Source organism: Thermotoga sp. Cell2, assembly GCF_000789375.1.
GTDB lineage: Bacteria > Thermotogota > Thermotogae > Thermotogales > Thermotogaceae > Thermotoga > Thermotoga petrophila.
Genome location: NZ_CP003409.1, coordinates 1,233,912 through 1,251,813, shown reverse-complemented (window position 1 = coordinate 1,251,813; position 17,902 = coordinate 1,233,912). Strand labels below are relative to the sequence as shown.

The following is a 17,902-nucleotide window of genomic DNA, read 5'->3' as shown; positions in this document are numbered from 1 at the left end:
AGGTGAGGAGCTTCTTCAGAAAAAAAGATGTGATGCTGATCATTTTGATCTTTGTTGTCCTTATCTTTTCAATACTCGCTTCGGAGAAAAAAGGAAGTAAAGTTGTGGTTCAAGGAAGAGATTTCAGAAAGATTCTGTCGAAACCAGGAACGTACGACATAACAGAGAACGGAAGATTCCTCATGAAGGTGGAATTCCATGGGAACAGGGTCAGAGTCGTCGAGTCAACCTGTCCTTTGAAACTGTGTGTGAAAACGGGATGGGTTGGTCCAGGAGGGACCATCATCTGTGTGCCAAACGAGGTGATAATATTCTTCGAAGAAAAGACAGATTACGATACCGTGACCTGGTGAGGAGAATCACATTTCTTTCTGTTTTGACGGCTCTTTCTTCTACTTTTTATGTCCTGGAGAACTTGCTCCCTTTTCCGGTACCGTTTGGAAGATGGGGATTCTCCAACTCGGTAGTCCTCATGATAGCTTCGGAAATTGGTTTTGGAGATGCTCTGATCGTCGCATCTGCAAAGAGCATTTTGGGTGCTCTCTTTTCCGGCAGGTTTCTTTCTCCATCTTTTCTAACCGGATTCTTCGGTGCCGTTTCCGCTTCCCTGGTGGAATCGTTTCTGGCCCGGTTCGATTTTGGTTACTTGAGCTTGAGTGCAATGGGATCTTTTGTGAACAACCTTGTTCAGCTCATCGTCATATCTTTTCTGGTTGGAAGCACGAAGACCTTCTTACTCTTTCCTTTGATGGTGATACTCGGTCTTGTTTCGGGAACAGTCAACGCCTTCCTGGCAAGCAGGATGGGAGGGATAGTGTTTGAGAATTATTCTCGCTTCTTCTTCGCCCAGAAGAAGGCAACTGATGGAGTTGCTGGGGATAGAGTTCGAAGTTGAAAAGCCTGATGTTGAAGAGGAATTTCTTGAAAGTCCCGAAGAGACCGTTAGAGAACTCTCGTTGAGAAAAGCGGAGTGGGTGTTCAAAAAGAGGAAGGAAGAGGAAATACTCGTCATTGGATCCGATACGGTGGTGGTTTTGGATGGTAACATACTGGGAAAGCCGGAGTCTCTGGAAGAAGCGAAAGGTATGCTGAAGAAGCTTTCTGGAAAATGGCACGTGGTTTACACGGGGGTGGCGTTCGTCTCCAGTGAAACAAAAGACGTGATCGTTTCTTCAACGAAGGTCAGGTTCAGAGAACTTCCAGAGAGTGTGATCGATTACTACGTTGAGAAATACAGACCTCTCGACAAAGCGGGGGCTTATGGGATACAGGATTTCGCGGCCGTCTTCGTTGAAAAAATAGAAGGAGATTTCTTTACTGTGGTGGGATTTCCTCTTGGAATGGTCTGGCAGTACCTCTATGAAAAGGGATGGTGGAAGGTTGCTTCCAAGAGAGAGGATGATAAAGGCGGGGCCAGAGTCGCTTTCGGTTGAAGAACTCGTCGCCATAGTGTTGAGAACTGGAAAGAAGGGAAAACACGTTCTCGAACTTTCAAAGGATCTTCTTGAAAGGTTTGACGGCTCGTTGATAAAACTCTCGAACGCAGGTCTCGAAGAGATAGCTTCGGTCGAAGGGGTCGGTATGGTCAAGGCCATCACCTTGAAAGCTGCTCTGGAGCTTGGAAAAAGACTTCACAGAGAACTGGAAAGGATACCGGAGAAGCTGGACTCTTCCGTGAAAGTTTACAGGTACTGCCAGGAAATGGTGTATCTTGAGAGGGAAATTGTGAAGGTGATCTGTCTCGATACGAAGCTCAACGTTATAGGAGAAAACACACTCACTGTTGGAACTTCTGACAGGAGTTTGATACATCCGCGGGACGTGTTTCGGACGGCTATCAGGGCTAATGCATCTGGAGTGATCGTCGTTCACAACCATCCTTCTGGTGATCCCACTCCCAGCAAAGAAGATCGTTTGATCACGGAAAGATTGAAACAAGCGGGAGAAATCCTTGGGGTGAGTCTTGTGGATCACGTCATTGTATCGAGACGAGGATATTTCAGCTTCAGGGAGGAGGGAGAACTTTGATCAGCAGGGAAAGGGCAATGGAGTTGTTGAAAACCCACGTTAAAACGAAAAATCTTGTGAAGCACTGTCTTGCAGCGGAAGCTGTTATGAGAGCTCTTGCGAGGGAATTCAACGAGGACGAAGAAAAATGGGGTCTTGCCGGACTTCTTCACGATCTGGATTACGACTACACCAAAGATAAACCCGAGGAACATGGCTTGAAGACCCTGGAAATCCTGAAAAATGAGGACGTACCCGAAGACGTTCTCAACGCTATTCTGGCCCACTGTGAAAAGAAAACTCCAGAAACTTTGATGGAGAAGGCTTTGTATGCGGTGGATCCAACCACTGGTTTTATAGTAGCGGCCGCACTGATCAGACCAGAGAAGAAACTGGATGTTATCGATGTGGATTTTCTGCTGAGGAGATTCAAGGAAAAGGCCTTTGCGAAGGGAGCGAGCAGGGAACAGATGAAAACCTGCGAAAACTTTGGGCTCTCGCTTGAGAAATTCTTAGAAATTTCTCTCGAGGCGATGAAAACGATCGCTTCTGAACTCGGTTTGTGAGGTGATTTCTCATGATAGAGTACAGAATTGAGGAGGCAATAGCGAGGTACAGAGAGTACTACGAGTTCAAGCCCGCCAGAGAAAGCGCGGGTATCGAAGATGTGAGAAGTGCTATAGAGCACACGAATCTGAAACCGTTTGCCACACCAGACGATATAAAAAAACTCTGTCTTGAAGCAAGGGAAAATCGTTTCTATGGAGTCTGTGTGAATCCGTGTTATGTGAAACTGGCTCGTGAAGAACTCGAAGGAACCGATGTGAAAGTCGTCACCGTTGTTGGTTTTCCACTGGGAGCGAACGAAACTCGGACGAAAGCCCATGAGGCGATTTTCGCTGTTGAGAGTGGAGCCGATGAGATCGATATGGTCATCAACGTTGGCATGCTCAAGGCAAAAGAGTGGGAGTACGTTTACGAGGATATAAGAAGTGTTGTCGAATCGGTGAAAGGAAAAGTTGTGAAGGTGATCATCGAAACGTGCTATCTGGATACGGAAGAGAAGATAGCGGCGTGTGTCATTTCCAAACTCGCTGGAGCTCATTTCGTGAAGACTTCCACGGGATTTGGAACAGGAGGGGCGACCGCAGAAGACGTTCATCTCATGAAATGGATCGTGGGAGATGAGATGGGTGTAAAAGCTTCCGGAGGGATCAGAACCTTCGAGGACGCTGTTAAAATGATCATGTACGGTGCTGATAGAATAGGAACGAGTTCGGGAGTTAAGATCGTTCAGGAGGGAGAAGAGAGATATGGAGGTTGAACGCCTTTCGCTCAAAGAATTCTGCGATATGGTTGCAGAGAGAAAGCCAACTCCTGGTGGGGGAGCGGTTGGATCAGTCGTGGGAGCCATGGCATGTGCCCTCGCTGAAATGGTTGCGAATTTCACCAGGAAGAAAAAGGGTTACGAAGATGTGGAACCGGAGATGGAGAGGATAGTTGAGGCAATGGAAGAAGCGAGACTGAAACTCTTCGATCTTGCAAAGAAAGACATGGAAGCCTTTGAAAAGGTCATGAAAGCTTACAAATCCTCTGAAGGAGAGCTTCAGAATGCTCTGAAGGAAGCTGCTTCTGTACCGATGGACGTGATAAGGGTGATGAAAGACCTCGCACACGAGCTCGAGAAGCTCGCCGAATTTGGAAACAAGAATCTGGCATCGGACACGTTGAACGCCGCAGATCTCTGCCACGCGGTCTTTCAGGTTGAGAAGGTGAACGTTCTGATCAATTTGAAAGAGATTTCAGACGAGACTTTCAGGAAAAACATGCTGGAAGAGCTCGAAGAACAGGAAGCACAGATTGAAGGCTGTTATCAAAGGGTGAAGAAGATGCTGGAGGGAATCGTGTGGAGTTCGAAGTGAAAAAACTTTCGGAAAAGCAAGACTGGGTGTCATGAAGCTTCACCACGGAGCTGTTGAAACTCCTGTTTTCATGCCGGTTGGAACCAACGCAAACGTGAAGCTTCTCACTCCCAGAGATCTGGAAGAAGCAGGAGCGGAGATAATTCTTTCGAACACGTTTCATCTCATGTTGAAACCCGGTGTGGAGATCATAAAGCTTCACAGGGGACTTCACAACTTCATGGGATGGAAAAGACCGATACTCACCGACAGCGGAGGTTTTCAAGTTTTCAGCCTTCCAAAGATCAGGATAGACGATGAAGGTGTGGTCTTCAGATCTCCTATTGACGGTTCGAAAATTTTCCTGAATCCAGAGATATCCATGGAGGTTCAGATCGCTCTGGGATCGGATATCTGCATGGTCTTCGATCACTGTCCTGTACCCGATGCCGATTACGAAGAGGTGAAAGAGGCAACAGAGAGAACCTATCGATGGGCTCTGAGATCTAAAAAGGCTTTCAAAACGGAGAATCAAGCACTCTTTGGAATCGTTCAAGGAGGGATCTACCCGGATCTGCGGAGAGAAAGCGCCCTTCAGATCACATCGATTGGATTCGATGGATACGCCATAGGAGGATTGAGCATAGGTGAAGAAAGATCCCTCACTCTTGAAATGACCGAAGTCACGGTGGAGTTTCTTCCAGAAGATAAACCCCGTTACTTCATGGGAGGAGGGTCTCCAGAACTCATACTCGAACTCGTTAATCGAGGAGTGGATATGTTCGACAGCGTCTTCCCAACCAGGATAGCAAGACACGGAACTGCGCTCACCTGGAATGGAAAACTCAACCTCAAGGCCTCTTACAACAAGCGGTCCCTCGAACCAGTGGACGAAAGGTGCGGGTGTTATACCTGCAAGAATTTCACGCGGTCTTACATCCATCACCTCTTCGATCGAGGAGAAGTCCTTGGGCAGATACTCCTCACGATTCACAACATCAACTTCATGATCTCTTTGATGAAGGAAGTAAGGCGTTCTATAGAGGATGGAACTTTCAATGAACTGAAAAGCAGAGTGGTAGAAGTATATTCTTCAGGGGGTGTGAATGTATGAAGAGAGTCTTTCTTTTGATTTTCGTGATTTCAACACTGGCGGTGGCTTCCCAGCTCGAGATTTTTTCCTCTTCTGGTGAGCGGGCTTTCTTCGAAAATCCCGCACGGCTTCTTTCCATGAACAAACAGGGAGTCATGGGTTCGTATCAGGTGTTTTCAGGCGAGGGTGAATCTCTGGGAACCTTCCTGGTTGGACTCTTCCAGACTCCCGCACCGAACATCGCTGGAGTGTTGTATTTGAAAAGAAGCACTCTAACGGAATCCAGCTACAGGACCACGATCGAATACGATGCGGTCTTTTCGCCAGAAGAAAGCTTGAATGTCGGAGCCGGTGTTTCTTTCACCATGGATCAGGAAGAAAGAAAAGAGATCGATCTCCACGGGGGTGTCTCTGGTTACCTGTTCAAAGATGTTGGTTTTGGTGCCAGCGTTCGGGATTTCACTCTCTGGAGTCAGAAAGGAAATTACATGGGAGGAACTTATCTTTTGAAGCTTTTCTACGATTCTTCCAGGAAAAACAGATTCTCCTACTCTCTGGTATTTGACCAGGAAGTGCTGGAAAACAGGATAGATTTCGCGATCGGATCGGAACAAAAAGCGGGTCTGGGAGTTTCGATGCTGAGCAACACCAAAACGAAAGAAAGCGCCGTGAAAATCTCTCTTGGTTTCTACGCAACTGTGAACAACGTCTCTGTAGGTTTTAGCACGTTCATCATCAGTTCACCCGTGAGTAGTGATCCGTTCTCGGAGTACTACTACACTCAAGGAACAGGTATCAGATTTGCTGTGAGGTGGTGAAAACTTGCTCACCAGACTGATCCTAACGGCGGTAACGGTTGTTGTTTCTTATCTGGTTTTCAAATGGCTGTTCAAGCTCATTGAAAAGAGTGTGGAAAAGCTCGGAAAAGAGCTTCAAATGAGAAACACCCTCAGATTTTTCCTGGGATTGATCATCTCTGTGATCGCGGTGATGATAATTCTCGACATCTGGGATTTAAGTTTTGCACCACTTCTCGCTGGAGTGGGTATCGGAGGTCTTGTCATAGGTCTTGCTCTTCAGGAACCGCTGGCCAATTTCTTCTCAGGGTTGTTCCTTCTAGTGTCTCGGGCTGTCAAGGAAGGAGAGGCTCTGGAGGCCGGTGGAGTCTCCGGAACCGTTGAAGTGGTGAATTTGAATCATACCGTGATCAGGACCTGGGATGGTCGAAGAGTGATGATACCGAACAAAGCCGTCTGGAACGACAAGATAATACATTTCTGGCCTTCGAACGTTAGAAGACAGGAAATTGTGGTGGGAGTTCCTTACTCGGCTGATTTGAGGAAAGTGGTGGAGATCTTCCAGAAGGCGCTGGAAGACGAAGAGACTGTTGAAAAAGATCCAGCACCAGCTATCGTTTTCTCTGCCTTCAACAGCTCTTCCATAGACTTCATTATCAGATTCTGGGTCAACCGTGATAACTTCTTCGAAGGTATGAAGAGATTGGCTTTCAGAATAAAGGATTATCTGGAAAAAGAGGGAATCTACATACCTTTCCCACAACTCGATGTGCATTTTGACGAAGAATTCATAAGGGCGTGGAAGCATGAAGGCTCTGAAAATAAGAGTTGAGGGGATTGTTCAAGGAGTGGGCTTTCGATATTTCACAAGAAGAGTTGCGAAGTCTCTTGGTGTGAAGGGTTACGTGATGAACATGGATGATGGGTCTGTTTTCATACACGCCGAAGGTGATGAAAATGCCCTTCGGCGTTTTCTGAATGAGGTAGCGAAAGGCCCACCTGCGGCGGTTGTGACGAACGTGAGTGTGGAAGAAACTACGCCTGAAGGATACGAGGACTTCACGATCAAGTATTATTAAAAACATGTGTAGTTTAGTAGGTGGATTAAGTTAAACCACCTATTCATTGAAAATAAATTGTAACATTAAGTGCGCTACTCCTTAGATGATTGGAAACCTGGTATTAATGAGAAGCGTCTAATATGAGAGAAGGTCCTTCGGAGGTGTTTCGATGTTCGAGAATCTTCAGGAGAAGCTGTCCAGAGTTTTCAAGAATCTGTCTGGACGCGGAAAGATCACAGAAAAGAATGTAAAAGACGCGATCAGGGAAGTGAAACTTTCCCTGCTCGAAGCCGATGTCAACTACAAAGTTGTGAAAGAATTCGTGGACCACGTCCTCCAGAAAGCTCTCGGAGAGGAAGTTCTCAGGAGTCTCACACCGGACCAGCAGTTCATAAAGATAGTGAGAGACGAGCTTGTAAGAATCATGGGAGAAAAGAACGAACCATTGAGACTCGTCCACAGACCAGCTCCCATAATGATGGTGGGACTTCAGGGAAGTGGAAAGACCACAACGTGTGCGAAACTCGCAAAACTCCTCAAAAAAGAGGGAAGGAATCCTTTGCTTGTCGCAGCGGATCTGTACCGTCCCGCAGCCGTTGATCAGCTTGTGAAGCTTGGAAATCAGATTGGTATAAACGTTGTTCACGATTACAACAAAACACCCGTTGAGATAGTGAAAGAAGCTGTAGACGTTGCTGAGAGTACAGGAAAAGATATTCTGATAGTGGATACCGCTGGTCGACTTCACATAGACGAAGAGATGATGAAAGAGCTGGAAGAGATAAAGAAAATCCTGAACCCAGATGAGATCCTGCTCGTCGTTGACGCGATGATGGGGCAGGACGCAGTCAATACCGCCAAGGTGTTCGATGAAAGGCTCGATTTAACAGGATTCGTCGTAACAAAGATGGACGGAGATGCAAGAGGCGGAGTCATTCTCTCCATAAAGTACGTGACGGGGAAGCCCGTCAAATTCATTGGAACGAGTGAAAAAATCGACGGTCTGGAGCCGTTCCATCCAGACAGAATCGCAAACCGAATCCTGGGAATGGGGGACGTTCTTTCACTGATCGAAAAAGTGGAAAAGGAACTCGATCAGGAAAAGATGAAGAAAAGCGCAGAAAAGTTCCTGAAGGCAGAGTTCACCCTGGAAGATTTCAAAGAACAGCTTCAGGAGATGAAAAAACTCGGACCTCTTTCTTCCATTCTTGAGATGCTTCCAGGTGCACCAAAGGTCGATGTGGAGATGAGTGAAAAGGAGCTGAAAAAGATCGAGGCCATCATAAATTCGATGACCATAGAAGAGAGAAGAAATCCCGGTATAATAAACGCCAGTAGAAAAAGGAGAATTGCACGTGGAAGTGGAACCACTGTCCAGGATGTGAACAAACTTCTCAAAAGCTATGAACAGATGAAAGCTCTAATGAAGAGGATGAAAAAAGGTAGATTCAAAATACCATTTGGATTCTGAGGAGGTGTGTTCGGTGGTAAGGATCAGACTCACAAGGATGGGAAAAAGACACCAGCCTTTCTACAGGATAGTCGTTGTTGATAGCAGGAAGAGGAGAGATGGTGCTTACATCGAGTCTCTTGGATACTACAACCCTCTGAAAGAAGGGGAAATAAAGATCGATGTGGAAAGAGCCGTGGAATGGATTCTGAAAGGAGCTCAGCCGAGCGACACTGTGAGGGATATCTTCAGAAAATTCGGGGTTATGAAGAGGGTCCACGAGATAAAGTACGGAAAGAAAGAGGAGGCCACGGCTGAATGAAGGAGCTCCTCGAGAAGATTCTTCGGGGAATAGTGAAGCATCCCGAAGAGGTTGTGGTCATGGAGTTCGACGAAGAAGGAAAGAAAGTATACGAAATCGTTGTGAACGAAGAAGATGTTGGACAGGTCATAGGAAAAGATGGAAGAACGATAAAATCTTTGAAGATACTTTTGAGTGCGCTCATGGGAGATTCTAAGGAGATCACCATCAAGGTGGTCCGGTGAGAGTATGATAAGAACCATTCAAGACCTGTTGAATGAAAGAGTAGCGATTGGAAAGATCGTCAACACACACGGCCTCAAGGGAGAGGTCAAGTTCTTTCCTTACACGAACTCTGAAGAAATCGTGAAGAACCTCTCCGATGTGATTCTTTATAACAGCGAGAAGAAGGCGTTTTACAACCTCACCGTTGAGTCTGTGAGGAGGATGAACAAGCTCTTTCTCATCAGGTTCAAATCGATAGACACGATAGAAGCCGCAGAAAAGATCAAAGGCTGTGAAGTCTTCGTAAAATACGAGGAACTACCAAAGCTCAACGAAGACGAATACTACTTTTACGAAATACTGGACTGCGATGTTTTCTACGAGTCTGGTGAAAACGTTGGAAAAGTAGTTGACATAATAGAAACCGGTTCGAACGACGTACTCGTGGTGAGGAAAAAGAAGAAAGAAACCCTGATCCCCATGACGAAGGACTGTATCGTTGAGATCGATAAAGGTGCGAAAAGGATCATAGCAAAGGAAATGGAGTGGATTTGATGAGGATCACCATTGTAACAATATTCCCTGAAATGGTCGAAGTTATAAAAAAGTACGGCGTCATAGCCCGGGCGGTAGAGAGAGGTATCGTGGAGATAAACGTGGAGAATTTGAGGGATTACACCACCGACAGACACAGAACGGTTGACGATTATCAATACGGCGGCGGATACGGCATGGTGATGAAACCTGAACCTTTCTTCAGATTCTACGAAAGTTACGTAGAAAAATACGGAAAACCTTACGTTGTTCTCACAAGTCCGCAGGGAAGAATTTTCAACTACAAGATAGCAGAAGAACTTTCAAAAAAGGAAGACATCGTTATATTCTGTGGAAGGTACGAAGGAATAGATGAAAGAGTGATGAGCATCGTTGACGATGAAATATCCATAGGAGACTACATACTCACAGGTGGAGAGCTACCCGCAATGGTCATAACTGACGCTGTTGTGAGGCTTGTACCGGGTGTTGTCGAGAGAGAATCTGTAGAAAGAGAATCGTTTCATCAGGGACTGCTTGATCATCCCGTTTACACACGGCCTTATGAGTACAAGGGTATGAAAGTTCCAGATGTTCTCCTCTCTGGAGACCACGAAAAGGTGGAACTCTGGAGAAGAAAGGAGAGCATAAAGAAAACACTGGCAAAGAGGCCAGATCTTTTCTTAGCGAAGGAACTGGACGAAATGGACAAATTGGCTATAATAGAGTTGTTCAGGGAGATGATGGAGAAATGTTAGAGAAGGTGTACGTGGCCCTGATTCACTACCCAATAAAAGGAAAAGACGGCAGCATCATATCAACGGCCGTGACAAACCTTGATGTCCACGATATAGCAAGGACCGCGAGAACGTACAACCTCAAGGGATACTACATTGTGACTAACCTCAGAGCGCAGCAGGATATGGTAAGCAAGATGCTGAAGTTCTGGAGAGAAGGTTTTGGAAGCCGGTACAACCCTTCCAGAACGGAATCTCTCACACTTGTGAAGCTCAAATCCTATCTGGAAGATGTGCTGGAAGACATAGAAAGTGTCGAAGGAGAAAGACCTTTGATCTTCTTCACCTCTGCGAAAAAACGCGAAAATGATATTTCTTTCGAAGAGGGAAGAAGAATAATCATGGAAACCGAGAAACCTGTTCTCATACTTCTCGGTACAGGCTGGGGTCTTCCCGATGAAATTCTCGAGATATCCGATTACGTACTGGAGCCCATAAGGGCGCAGTCTGATTTCAACCATCTTTCCGTGAGAGCGGCTGCTGCCATCATCATCGATCGGTTGATAGGAGAAAATTACGCGAGGAGGGATTGAAGATGGATCATCTTGTGAAAATCATCGAAAAGAAATATGAAAAAAAGGAGATTCCCGATTTCAGACCAGGAGACACCGTGAGGGTGCACGTGAAAGTTATAGAAGGTGACAGAGAAAGAACACAGGTGTTTGAAGGAATCGTCATCGCAAAGAGAGGTTCCGGAATAAACAAAACGTTCACAGTGAGAAGAATAGGCAGCCACGGTGTTGGAGTAGAAAGGATCTTCCCCGTCCACTCCCCGGTTGTTGAGAAGATCGAGGTTGTGAGAAAGGGTAAGGTGAGGAGAGCCAAGCTCTACTACCTCAGGAACGTCAGAGGTAAGATCAGGATCAAGGAGCGCAGAGATTGATGAACCTGAAAAAAGAATCCGTGGAATGGATCAAGGCACTACTTTACGCACTGGTTGCAGCTACGATCGTGAGGCTCTACATATTCGAGACTATGCTGGTTCCAACTGGGTCGATGATCCCAACGATACAGATTGGGGATCGACTCTTCGTCGAAAAGATCACGTACACTGTATGTGAACCGCAGATAGGAGAGATTGTGGTTTTCTGGTCACCGTTCGTGGATGAAAGAGCAAGCCACATGCTTCGACTTTTCGATAAATTCATGGATCTCTTTTCTCCCAGTAAGTTCAGGGGTCATGTAAAGTACGTGAAGCGTCTCGTTGGAAAGGGTGGAGACGTCCTCGAAATAAAGGACGGAAAGCTCTACGTGAACGGTGAAATTCCGGAAGTTTTGAAGGACAGGTACTACGAACCGGAGGGAATCTTCAAGTACGAAGATTTTTACGATTGGCTGTACACGGCCAGCAAGCTGAGAAAAGACAAACAGGCGTACAGAGATTTCATATACGATATCGCGAAGAATTACGGTAGAACAGCGGCAGTTCTTGTTTTCTCCCTCATCGGGGAGGAAGGTCTAAGCTACGGAGAAGCTTTCCTCCCCGGTTTGTTGAACTATTTCGATCCATCCATGGTTTACTACGACGAGAAAACGAAATCCTATTACATCCCAGGAATGATCTACCATGAGTTTTACGAGGAATATTACTCCAAACTCGATCTCAAGAAGTACATCGGAAAAACAGATGATGGTACGATCAGAATAAGGGTGCCGGAAGGATTTTACTTTCTGATGGGGGACAACACAAAGGAAAGTCTTGACTGCAGATATTTCGGTTTTGTCCCGAAGGACCACATCATAGGATGGCCAATTTTGAGGATCTGGCCCTTTGAAAGATTCGGTCCTATTCAGAAATACTAAGGATGAACAGAATCGAAGAAACAGTAGAGATTTCCACTTCTGGTGACAACCACTACACGTTCTTCACCAACAACGGGTTCTACGGTACTCTCCCCGACCTTTCTTTCCCATCTTCTCTTTCCATCGAGCGTGAAGGAGTAAAGAACGCCCTCAGACACGAAGTATACGTATCCTTCCTTTGAAACAGCCACCGGAGAAGGAGTGGAAGCTGAAATGATTCTTTTCACATTACCGGAAAGGTCGATCGAGTAGATTCCATCTTCCGCGTTCACAAAAACGGTACCTTCGAAAGCTGAAAGTTGTGAATTCAGCGAGAGAGGAAGTTTCTTTTTCCAGACCACGTTACCGTTTGTTCTGTTAACGCGCAACAACCAGCCTGAGTTACTTCCAGTGATCACATATCTGTCGATGATTATTGGTTTCATCGTTAGAAGATATCCTGTGCGGGTTTTCCATCTCAAGGAACCATTTGAATAGAGAGAGTACAGACTTCTCGAAGTTCCAAAATAGACGACTCCGTTTTCATCGACCGTTACACCGGTTGAAATCCACTCTTCGTCTTTGAATCGCCACACGATGGAAGAATCGTGATCGATGAAGTACACTTCGCCGCTGTCGGTGGCAAGGTAAATACCGTAGGAATTCACTTCAAAAGGCTTTGAAACATCAGCCCCAAGATCGATTTTCCACACCAGCTGACCGTTTTGAGATATGGCGTAGAGGAAGTTGTCCCAGCTCGTTACGTAGATCCTTTCCATGAAAACGCGGGGTGGTGCCGTTATGACGAAACCTGTTCTGTAACTCCAGAGTTTTCCACCGCTCATCGAGATAGCGTGAACGATTCCTTCTACATCCGCCACAACCAGCAGATTCTCAAAAATGACGGGTGAAGATCTCACCTCGGCTTCCAGATTCAGCTGCCAGATCAGATCTCCCGGTGTGTACATCTCACCCTGAGCAAGAACCGGAAAAACCCTTTGAGCTGTTCCGATCTTCTTCAGAGAGAAGACTCCCACTCTGTAGAGGTCGTTACCTTTTGTGAAGAGGATTGAATCCAGGAGTTTTACAACCGATGTGGTGTTCCCGCTTGCAATATACTCTTTGAACGCTCTGGGAGACGTCAATTTTGCCGCGTTCATGGTGATCACTTTGTTTCTGAAAAAGACGATCAGAAAGTCTTCGATCCATTCTAAGTCTTCTGCTTCTTCAAATTTCGAGAAGAAAACGACCTTCGGTGCCAAAACGTTTTCCAAATCCACCAGAAAAATCGTTCCATCGGAAGTTAAAGCGGCGAACGCTTTTTTCTCTTTGTTTACAGAAATCTTGTTTATCTCTGCCTCGGCCTCTATCTTCCAGATCTCTTCACTGTTCTTCATGAGAGAAACGTATTTTCCATGACTCACCAGCAGGTAGCCTTCGTAGAAATCGACGTCAGAAACGGATTGTTGAAAACTGATCTTGCTGTATTTGAAAGAAACGGGATCCAGAAGCAGAACCTCTTTTTCGCAGATCACCACCAAACGTTCATCGTTCCACTTCAATTTCTTTGCCGGTATTTTCAGCGATCGGATGATTTCTTTGCTCTTCAGATTGTACTCCAGAAGAGCGTTTCCGGTCGCAAAATATGCCGTATCTGAAACCACGACTCCATCGAGAGGAGAGAATGGAAAGGTGACCTCCAGGTTCTTCTTCAAGGAGTCTCCTTCCACTTCCACGAGGGAGGCGAGGTTTCCCTGGACGACCATGAGTTGTGCTGAGAAAAGGTAAGACACAAGGAAGATGCAAAAGAGGACGGTTTTTCTCCACATGTGTTTCAACTCCGGCTGTTAAAATATGATCTGGTACAGTAAAAATATAGCACGAATCGGGGTGAAAAGATGAAGCGCGTGGCGGCAGTGATCGAGTACGATGGAAGTAATTTCTTTGGATACCAGGGGCAACCCGATGTCAGAACGGTTCAGGGAGTTATAGAAGACGCTCTTGAGAGGATATTCAAACAGAGAATCTACACCCAGGCAGCGGGAAGAACGGACGCTGGTGTTCATGCGAACGGTCAGCTCATCGCTTTCAACTGTCCGAACGATCGAATGACCACCGAGGACATAAGAAACGCCATGAACGCGAATCTTCCGGATGATGTTTATGTGAAAGAGGTTTTCGAAGTTCCTGTGAATTTTCATCCCCGTTTCGATGTGACAAAGAGAATCTATCACTACTTCATTCTGACTTCGAGGCAGAAGAACGTTTTCCTCAGAAAATACGTCTGGTGGTTTCCCTACGAGCTCGATCTCGATGCGATGCGAAAAGCGGCGAAGTATCTGGAAGGTACCCACGACTTCACCTCTTTCAAGACGGGGAGTGATGAAAGAGATCCTGTGCGGACCATATACAGAATCAGAATTTTGAGGTTAAAAAACGATCTTGTTCTCATAAGGGTGGAGGGAAGGTCCTTTCTGAGAAGAATGGTTCGAAACATCGTTGCCGCTCTTGTGAAAGTTGGTCTGAAGCAGTGGGAACCTGAGAAGATGAAGGAGGTGCTCGAAGCACGCGACAGGAGCGCGGCGGCTGGTACCGCACCTGCACATGGCTTGTACTTTTACAAAGTGCTGTTTTGATTCTTGCTTTCAATTACAGGATTGAGGAAAACGGAGTACTTTACTTCCTCGGTGATGCGACTCCGACGTCATCTGAAATCGAGATCATCGAGGAATGGAAACGGCTTCCTGTGGTGACGCTTGTTTACGATGGACCCTCTGAGTACGAAGGCGTTGTGAGAGATCTTCTCTCTGAAGAAGGAGTACTGACTGGTTCGGGAACACCCCTCATTGTCAAGATTCGAACTAAGGAAAATTACGTTGCCTTTCAGTTGATATTCGAAGAAAAGTCCGTGGATAACTTTGAAAATCTCTCAACAAAAGACACCTTCCCGGAACACTTCAGAAAAGCTATTAGGGAAATCTTTCCAGATTCTCAGCTTCCCGATGAGTTTTTCCTCGTCGTTTACAGAGATGGAAAGCTTGAAAAGAGTCTTCAACCGACTACGACTTTTGCGGGAAGAAAAGCTCCCGTTGTGATAATTCCTCAGTGGAAAGAGAAACATACTCTGGAAATAGGAAACTACAGAAAGGTGGTTGACGAAGAGTTTTACCAGATCGGCGGGAAAATGATATACGCAGGAAGGGACATTTTCATAGAAGACGTCCCAGGGCTCTACAGGAATATCGATATGGTCTTTTTGGACGGAGAAAAAGAGTGCATCTATCGCGATGGATTTCTTATGATGGAAGAAAAAATCCTAAAGATCGAAGAACCCGTTGATGTGGTTGATGGAATAGTGATCACCAGACACAGGATGGGAAGTAAAGAGATCGATGATACAATTCTGTTCAGGTGGAACAATTTTGTTTTAACGGCATCGGGGTCCCTTGTGGATATAAGAGGAAAATGGTCGTGGAAAGTTTCAAATACACCGGTAGAGTTTTCCTTTCAGGGTGATGTTTTCTACGTACTCGATGTGTGCGGTTTCTTGAGAAGTTACAATCTCAAAACAAGACGGCTTCTCTGGGAGAAGAAATTCGAAGGAGCCTGGGGACTGGATTCTTCTAAGGATCGGGTTTTCCTGGGTGCTGGAGACGAAGTACTCGTTTTGAACGCGCAGGACGGAGAAACGATCGAAAGAATGGTAGCAGATGATTTCGCTGTGTGGAAGGGTAGACTGCTCGTTTACAAAGATGGAAAGGTAGATGGAGAGGATATGGAAGGGTTCTTCATCAGAAACTTTGGGATGCCTCTCTTCGTTTCGGGAAAGCGAGTTGTGATGTTTGGTACGGAGAAAAAGGAGTTCGAAGAAGTTGAGAAAGTGCGTCTTTTTGACTGGGGAACGGTGATAAAGGCAGGGGATGAATTGTGGCTGATAAGAAGAGATTAGACCAGCTTGTTTTAGAAAGGGGACTCGTGGAGAGCAGAGAAAAAGCGAAGACGTTAATCATGGCGGGGAAGGTCCTCGTGAACGGAGAAAAAGTCACAAAGGCCAGCAAACTCGTTCCAGAAGATGCCGATGTCGAACTCCTCGAGGAGCCAAAGTATGTGAGCAGAGGAGGGTACAAACTCGAGTCTGCCTTCGAGAGTTTCAAAATAGACGTTTCAGGGAAAGTCGCGTGCGACATAGGAGCGTCTACGGGGGGATTCACGGATTTTCTCCTCCAGTGTGGGGCAAAGAAAGTGTACGCTGTGGATGTGGGATACGGCCAGCTTCACTGGAAATTGAGAAACGACCCCCGGGTTGTTGTGATGGAAAAGGTGAACGCTCGCTATTTAACTCCTGAAGATCTAGGGGAGAAAGTGGATGTTGTAACCTGCGATGTGTCTTTCATCTCTCTGGAAAAGATCATCCCTGCCATTTCCAGGATACTGAAGAACACCGGTGATGCTGTTTTGCTCGTAAAACCTCAGTTCGAAGCTCCAAGAAGATTCGTAAAAAGGGGTATCGTAAAAGATCCTGATGTCCACCTTGAAGTACTGGGGGAAATACGAAAGAGATTAATCGAAAACGGTTTTATTTTGAAAGGATGCTGTTTTTCAAAAATCAAAGGAACGGAAGGGAACATAGAGTACTTTTTCTGGGTCAAAAAGGAAGGAGAGAACGCTGAAATAGACCTGAGAAAAATCGTGGAAGAAGCCTGGAGGTTTTTTGGGGAGAGGGAAAGATGAAGAAAACAGTATTTTTTCTGCTTTTAATAGCTTCTCTGTCTTTTTCAGTACCTGTTCTGCAGAACTACGATTACTTTATCCATATAAAGAATACCGGAGAGTTCTACTCGGCTTTGAAAGAACTGCCGCTCTTTGAATTTTTGTTCTCGAAAGGTGTCGGTTACGAAGAAACAGTTGTGAAATGGGTGGAAAGTCGATTGAACGATCCTGAAGAGTTCTTTCAGGGCATTTCAAACGAGATAGTGATCTGCGGAAAGGAAGATATTTCGAACCTCTTCACTCTGGATATCAACGATATTCTCTCCTTACCAGAAAAAATAGATGGATTCATAGCCTTCAAGACAACGGCTCCAGAAAGGTTCATTGAGGATTTTGCAAAGGTGAAGGACCGCACCTTCATCAAAAGAGACGATCTCTATGTTCTGGGAAACACCACACCTCTTTTCTCGAAAATTTCAGGAAACTACGTCTTGATCTCCTCGACAGAGACCGTGTTCGAAAAGATAGGAGAGAGTGAAGACACGACTGATAAACCGCTATTTGCCCGTATCAAGAAAATGAGCTTGTTTGGGAAAGAAGGCGAAGTCGAAATCGTGGGACAAGTGGAAGAATCGCACCTCACCGTTGAGATCACGCAGAAGGCCAGTCCGTTCAGGGTATCAGCCAGAGAAGATATCGGTAAACTGCCGTATCTGGGAGATCTTTTTGCATTCACAAGCGATCCTGAGATCCTTAGGTGGTTTTTCATGAATATGTTCAGAGGAAGCGATGTGGAGAAGTTTTTCAACACGATTTCTTCTGAGGGGAGCTCTATGTTTCTGGTTTCTCTGTACGGAACACCACGGTTCGCTTTCCTGATGGAGAATAAAACGCTGGATGAGGTGACGTCCGATCTCGTCAGCCGTGGTGCGAAACTTGTGGGAGAAGAACTGCAGCTCGATGTGGGAGGTTTGCTTCTTCACTTCTTCGATTACAACGGGAAACTCGTTGTTTCATCCATAAAAAAAGTGGAATTTCTGCAGACTTTGAACAGAAAAAGACTCGAAAATCACCCGAGCTTCGTCTTTCTGGAAAAAGAAGCACCTCAAAGCGTTTTTCTCGAGGTGTTCGTTGACCTTTACACACTCTTCGATAAGCTCCTCGGATTTTCTCCAAGGTCGAGTCTTCTTCTGATAGGCTATGAGGAAGATGGTCTCATAAAATACAGATTGGAGGTAATGTGA

General features: G+C 45.8%; 24 protein-coding genes. 23 read left to right on the top strand and 1 reads right to left on the bottom strand.

The window, feature by feature from the left end:
• Positions 1 to 2 precede the first annotated feature (2 nt).
• The 19 genes from CELL2_RS06385 (at position 3) to lepB (ending at position 11,969) form a co-directional block, all read left to right on the top strand.
• On the top strand, positions 3 to 353 hold the full coding sequence (locus tag CELL2_RS06385; protein WP_038034680.1) for a NusG domain II-containing protein: 351 nt from the start codon (positions 3 to 5) through the stop codon (positions 351 to 353).
• On the top strand, positions 350 to 895 hold the full coding sequence (locus CELL2_RS06380) for a Gx transporter family protein (protein WP_004081957.1): 546 nt from the start codon (positions 350 to 352) through the stop codon (positions 893 to 895). The genes CELL2_RS06385 and CELL2_RS06380 overlap by 4 nt, the downstream gene beginning before the upstream one ends.
• A complete protein-coding gene (locus CELL2_RS06375) occupies positions 819 to 1,433 on the top strand; it encodes a Maf family nucleotide pyrophosphatase (protein ID WP_010865361.1) in 615 nt (204 codons plus the stop codon). Before CELL2_RS06380 ends, CELL2_RS06375 begins: the two co-directional genes overlap by 77 nt.
• Positions 1,360 to 2,028 carry a DNA repair protein RadC gene (gene radC / locus CELL2_RS06370; protein ID WP_038034593.1) on the top strand — a complete coding sequence of 223 codons (669 nt, stop codon included), beginning with the start codon at positions 1,360 to 1,362 and terminating at the stop codon, positions 2,026 to 2,028. Before CELL2_RS06375 ends, radC begins: the two co-directional genes overlap by 74 nt.
• A complete protein-coding gene (locus CELL2_RS06365; RefSeq protein ID WP_012896413.1) occupies positions 2,025 to 2,573 on the top strand; it encodes an HD domain-containing protein in 549 nt (182 codons plus the stop codon). The genes radC and CELL2_RS06365 overlap by 4 nt, the downstream gene beginning before the upstream one ends.
• An 11-nt stretch (positions 2,574 to 2,584) precedes the next feature.
• Positions 2,585 to 3,331, top strand: a complete 747-nt coding sequence (deoC, locus tag CELL2_RS06360) for a deoxyribose-phosphate aldolase (protein WP_038034597.1) — start codon at positions 2,585 to 2,587, stop codon at positions 3,329 to 3,331.
• The gene (locus tag CELL2_RS06355; RefSeq protein WP_004081967.1) at positions 3,321 to 3,929 is read left to right on the top strand and encodes a cyclodeaminase/cyclohydrolase family protein; all 609 of its coding nucleotides are present in this window, start codon (positions 3,321 to 3,323) and stop codon (positions 3,927 to 3,929) included. Before deoC ends, CELL2_RS06355 begins: the two co-directional genes overlap by 11 nt.
• Positions 3,930 to 3,960: 31 nt before the next feature.
• Positions 3,961 to 5,022, top strand: coding sequence for a tRNA guanosine(34) transglycosylase Tgt (tgt, locus tag CELL2_RS06350; protein WP_052132633.1), 1,062 nt, complete (start codon positions 3,961 to 3,963; stop codon positions 5,020 to 5,022).
• The gene (locus CELL2_RS06345; protein WP_038034599.1) at positions 5,019 to 5,819 is read left to right on the top strand and encodes a hypothetical protein; all 801 of its coding nucleotides are present in this window, start codon (positions 5,019 to 5,021) and stop codon (positions 5,817 to 5,819) included. The genes tgt and CELL2_RS06345 overlap by 4 nt, the downstream gene beginning before the upstream one ends.
• 4 nt (positions 5,820 to 5,823) lie before the next feature.
• A complete protein-coding gene (locus CELL2_RS06340; RefSeq protein WP_038034601.1) occupies positions 5,824 to 6,630 on the top strand; it encodes a mechanosensitive ion channel family protein in 807 nt (268 codons plus the stop codon).
• Positions 6,605 to 6,877: an acylphosphatase gene (locus CELL2_RS06335; protein WP_004081975.1), complete on the top strand. Its 273-nt coding sequence runs from the start codon at positions 6,605 to 6,607 to the stop codon at positions 6,875 to 6,877. The genes CELL2_RS06340 and CELL2_RS06335 overlap by 26 nt, the downstream gene beginning before the upstream one ends.
• Before the next feature lie 151 nt (positions 6,878 to 7,028).
• On the top strand, positions 7,029 to 8,330 hold the full coding sequence (ffh, locus tag CELL2_RS06330; RefSeq protein ID WP_011943734.1) for a signal recognition particle protein: 1,302 nt from the start codon (positions 7,029 to 7,031) through the stop codon (positions 8,328 to 8,330).
• A gap of 13 nt (positions 8,331 to 8,343) precedes the next feature.
• Complete coding sequence (gene rpsP / locus CELL2_RS06325) at positions 8,344 to 8,631, top strand: 30S ribosomal protein S16 (protein WP_004081979.1); 288 nt, start codon at positions 8,344 to 8,346, stop codon at positions 8,629 to 8,631.
• Positions 8,628 to 8,855, top strand: a complete 228-nt coding sequence (locus tag CELL2_RS06320) for a KH domain-containing protein (RefSeq protein ID WP_004081981.1) — start codon at positions 8,628 to 8,630, stop codon at positions 8,853 to 8,855. The genes rpsP and CELL2_RS06320 overlap by 4 nt, the downstream gene beginning before the upstream one ends.
• A 4-nt stretch (positions 8,856 to 8,859) precedes the next feature.
• Positions 8,860 to 9,390 (top strand): ribosome maturation factor RimM, encoded by a 531-nt coding sequence (gene rimM / locus CELL2_RS06315; protein WP_038034603.1) that lies wholly within the window; start codon positions 8,860 to 8,862, stop codon positions 9,388 to 9,390.
• The gene (gene trmD / locus CELL2_RS06310; RefSeq protein ID WP_012896406.1) at positions 9,390 to 10,127 is read left to right on the top strand and encodes a tRNA (guanosine(37)-N1)-methyltransferase TrmD; all 738 of its coding nucleotides are present in this window, start codon (positions 9,390 to 9,392) and stop codon (positions 10,125 to 10,127) included. Before rimM ends, trmD begins: the two co-directional genes overlap by 1 nt.
• A complete protein-coding gene (locus CELL2_RS06305; RefSeq protein ID WP_038034606.1) occupies positions 10,121 to 10,699 on the top strand; it encodes an RNA methyltransferase in 579 nt (192 codons plus the stop codon). Before trmD ends, CELL2_RS06305 begins: the two co-directional genes overlap by 7 nt.
• 2 nt (positions 10,700 to 10,701) lie before the next feature.
• A complete protein-coding gene (rplS, locus tag CELL2_RS06300; protein ID WP_004081989.1) occupies positions 10,702 to 11,049 on the top strand; it encodes a 50S ribosomal protein L19 in 348 nt (115 codons plus the stop codon).
• Positions 11,049 to 11,969, top strand: coding sequence for a signal peptidase I (lepB, locus tag CELL2_RS06295; RefSeq protein ID WP_038034681.1), 921 nt, complete (start codon positions 11,049 to 11,051; stop codon positions 11,967 to 11,969). The genes rplS and lepB overlap by 1 nt, the downstream gene beginning before the upstream one ends.
• On the opposite strand, the gene CELL2_RS06290 is transcribed toward lepB, so the two are convergent.
• On the bottom strand, positions 11,966 to 13,777 hold the full coding sequence (locus tag CELL2_RS06290; RefSeq protein ID WP_038034609.1) for a PQQ-binding-like beta-propeller repeat protein: 1,812 nt from the start codon (positions 13,775 to 13,777) through the stop codon (positions 11,966 to 11,968). The two genes, lepB and CELL2_RS06290, sit on opposite strands and share 4 nt — an antisense overlap.
• Positions 13,778 to 13,846: 69 nt before the next feature.
• Between CELL2_RS06290 and truA the strand changes: the two genes are divergently transcribed.
• The 4 genes from truA to CELL2_RS06270 are packed head-to-tail and all read left to right on the top strand — an operon-like array spanning position 13,847 to position 17,902.
• Positions 13,847 to 14,584 (top strand): tRNA pseudouridine(38-40) synthase TruA, encoded by a 738-nt coding sequence (truA, locus tag CELL2_RS06285; RefSeq protein ID WP_038034611.1) that lies wholly within the window; start codon positions 13,847 to 13,849, stop codon positions 14,582 to 14,584.
• Positions 14,581 to 15,897 (top strand): PQQ-binding-like beta-propeller repeat protein, encoded by a 1,317-nt coding sequence (locus CELL2_RS06280; protein ID WP_038034614.1) that lies wholly within the window; start codon positions 14,581 to 14,583, stop codon positions 15,895 to 15,897. Before truA ends, CELL2_RS06280 begins: the two co-directional genes overlap by 4 nt.
• Positions 15,876 to 16,679 carry a TlyA family RNA methyltransferase gene (locus CELL2_RS06275; RefSeq protein ID WP_038034617.1) on the top strand — a complete coding sequence of 268 codons (804 nt, stop codon included), beginning with the start codon at positions 15,876 to 15,878 and terminating at the stop codon, positions 16,677 to 16,679. Before CELL2_RS06280 ends, CELL2_RS06275 begins: the two co-directional genes overlap by 22 nt.
• Positions 16,676 to 17,902, top strand: coding sequence for a hypothetical protein (locus CELL2_RS06270; protein ID WP_038034619.1), 1,227 nt, complete (start codon positions 16,676 to 16,678; stop codon positions 17,900 to 17,902). Before CELL2_RS06275 ends, CELL2_RS06270 begins: the two co-directional genes overlap by 4 nt.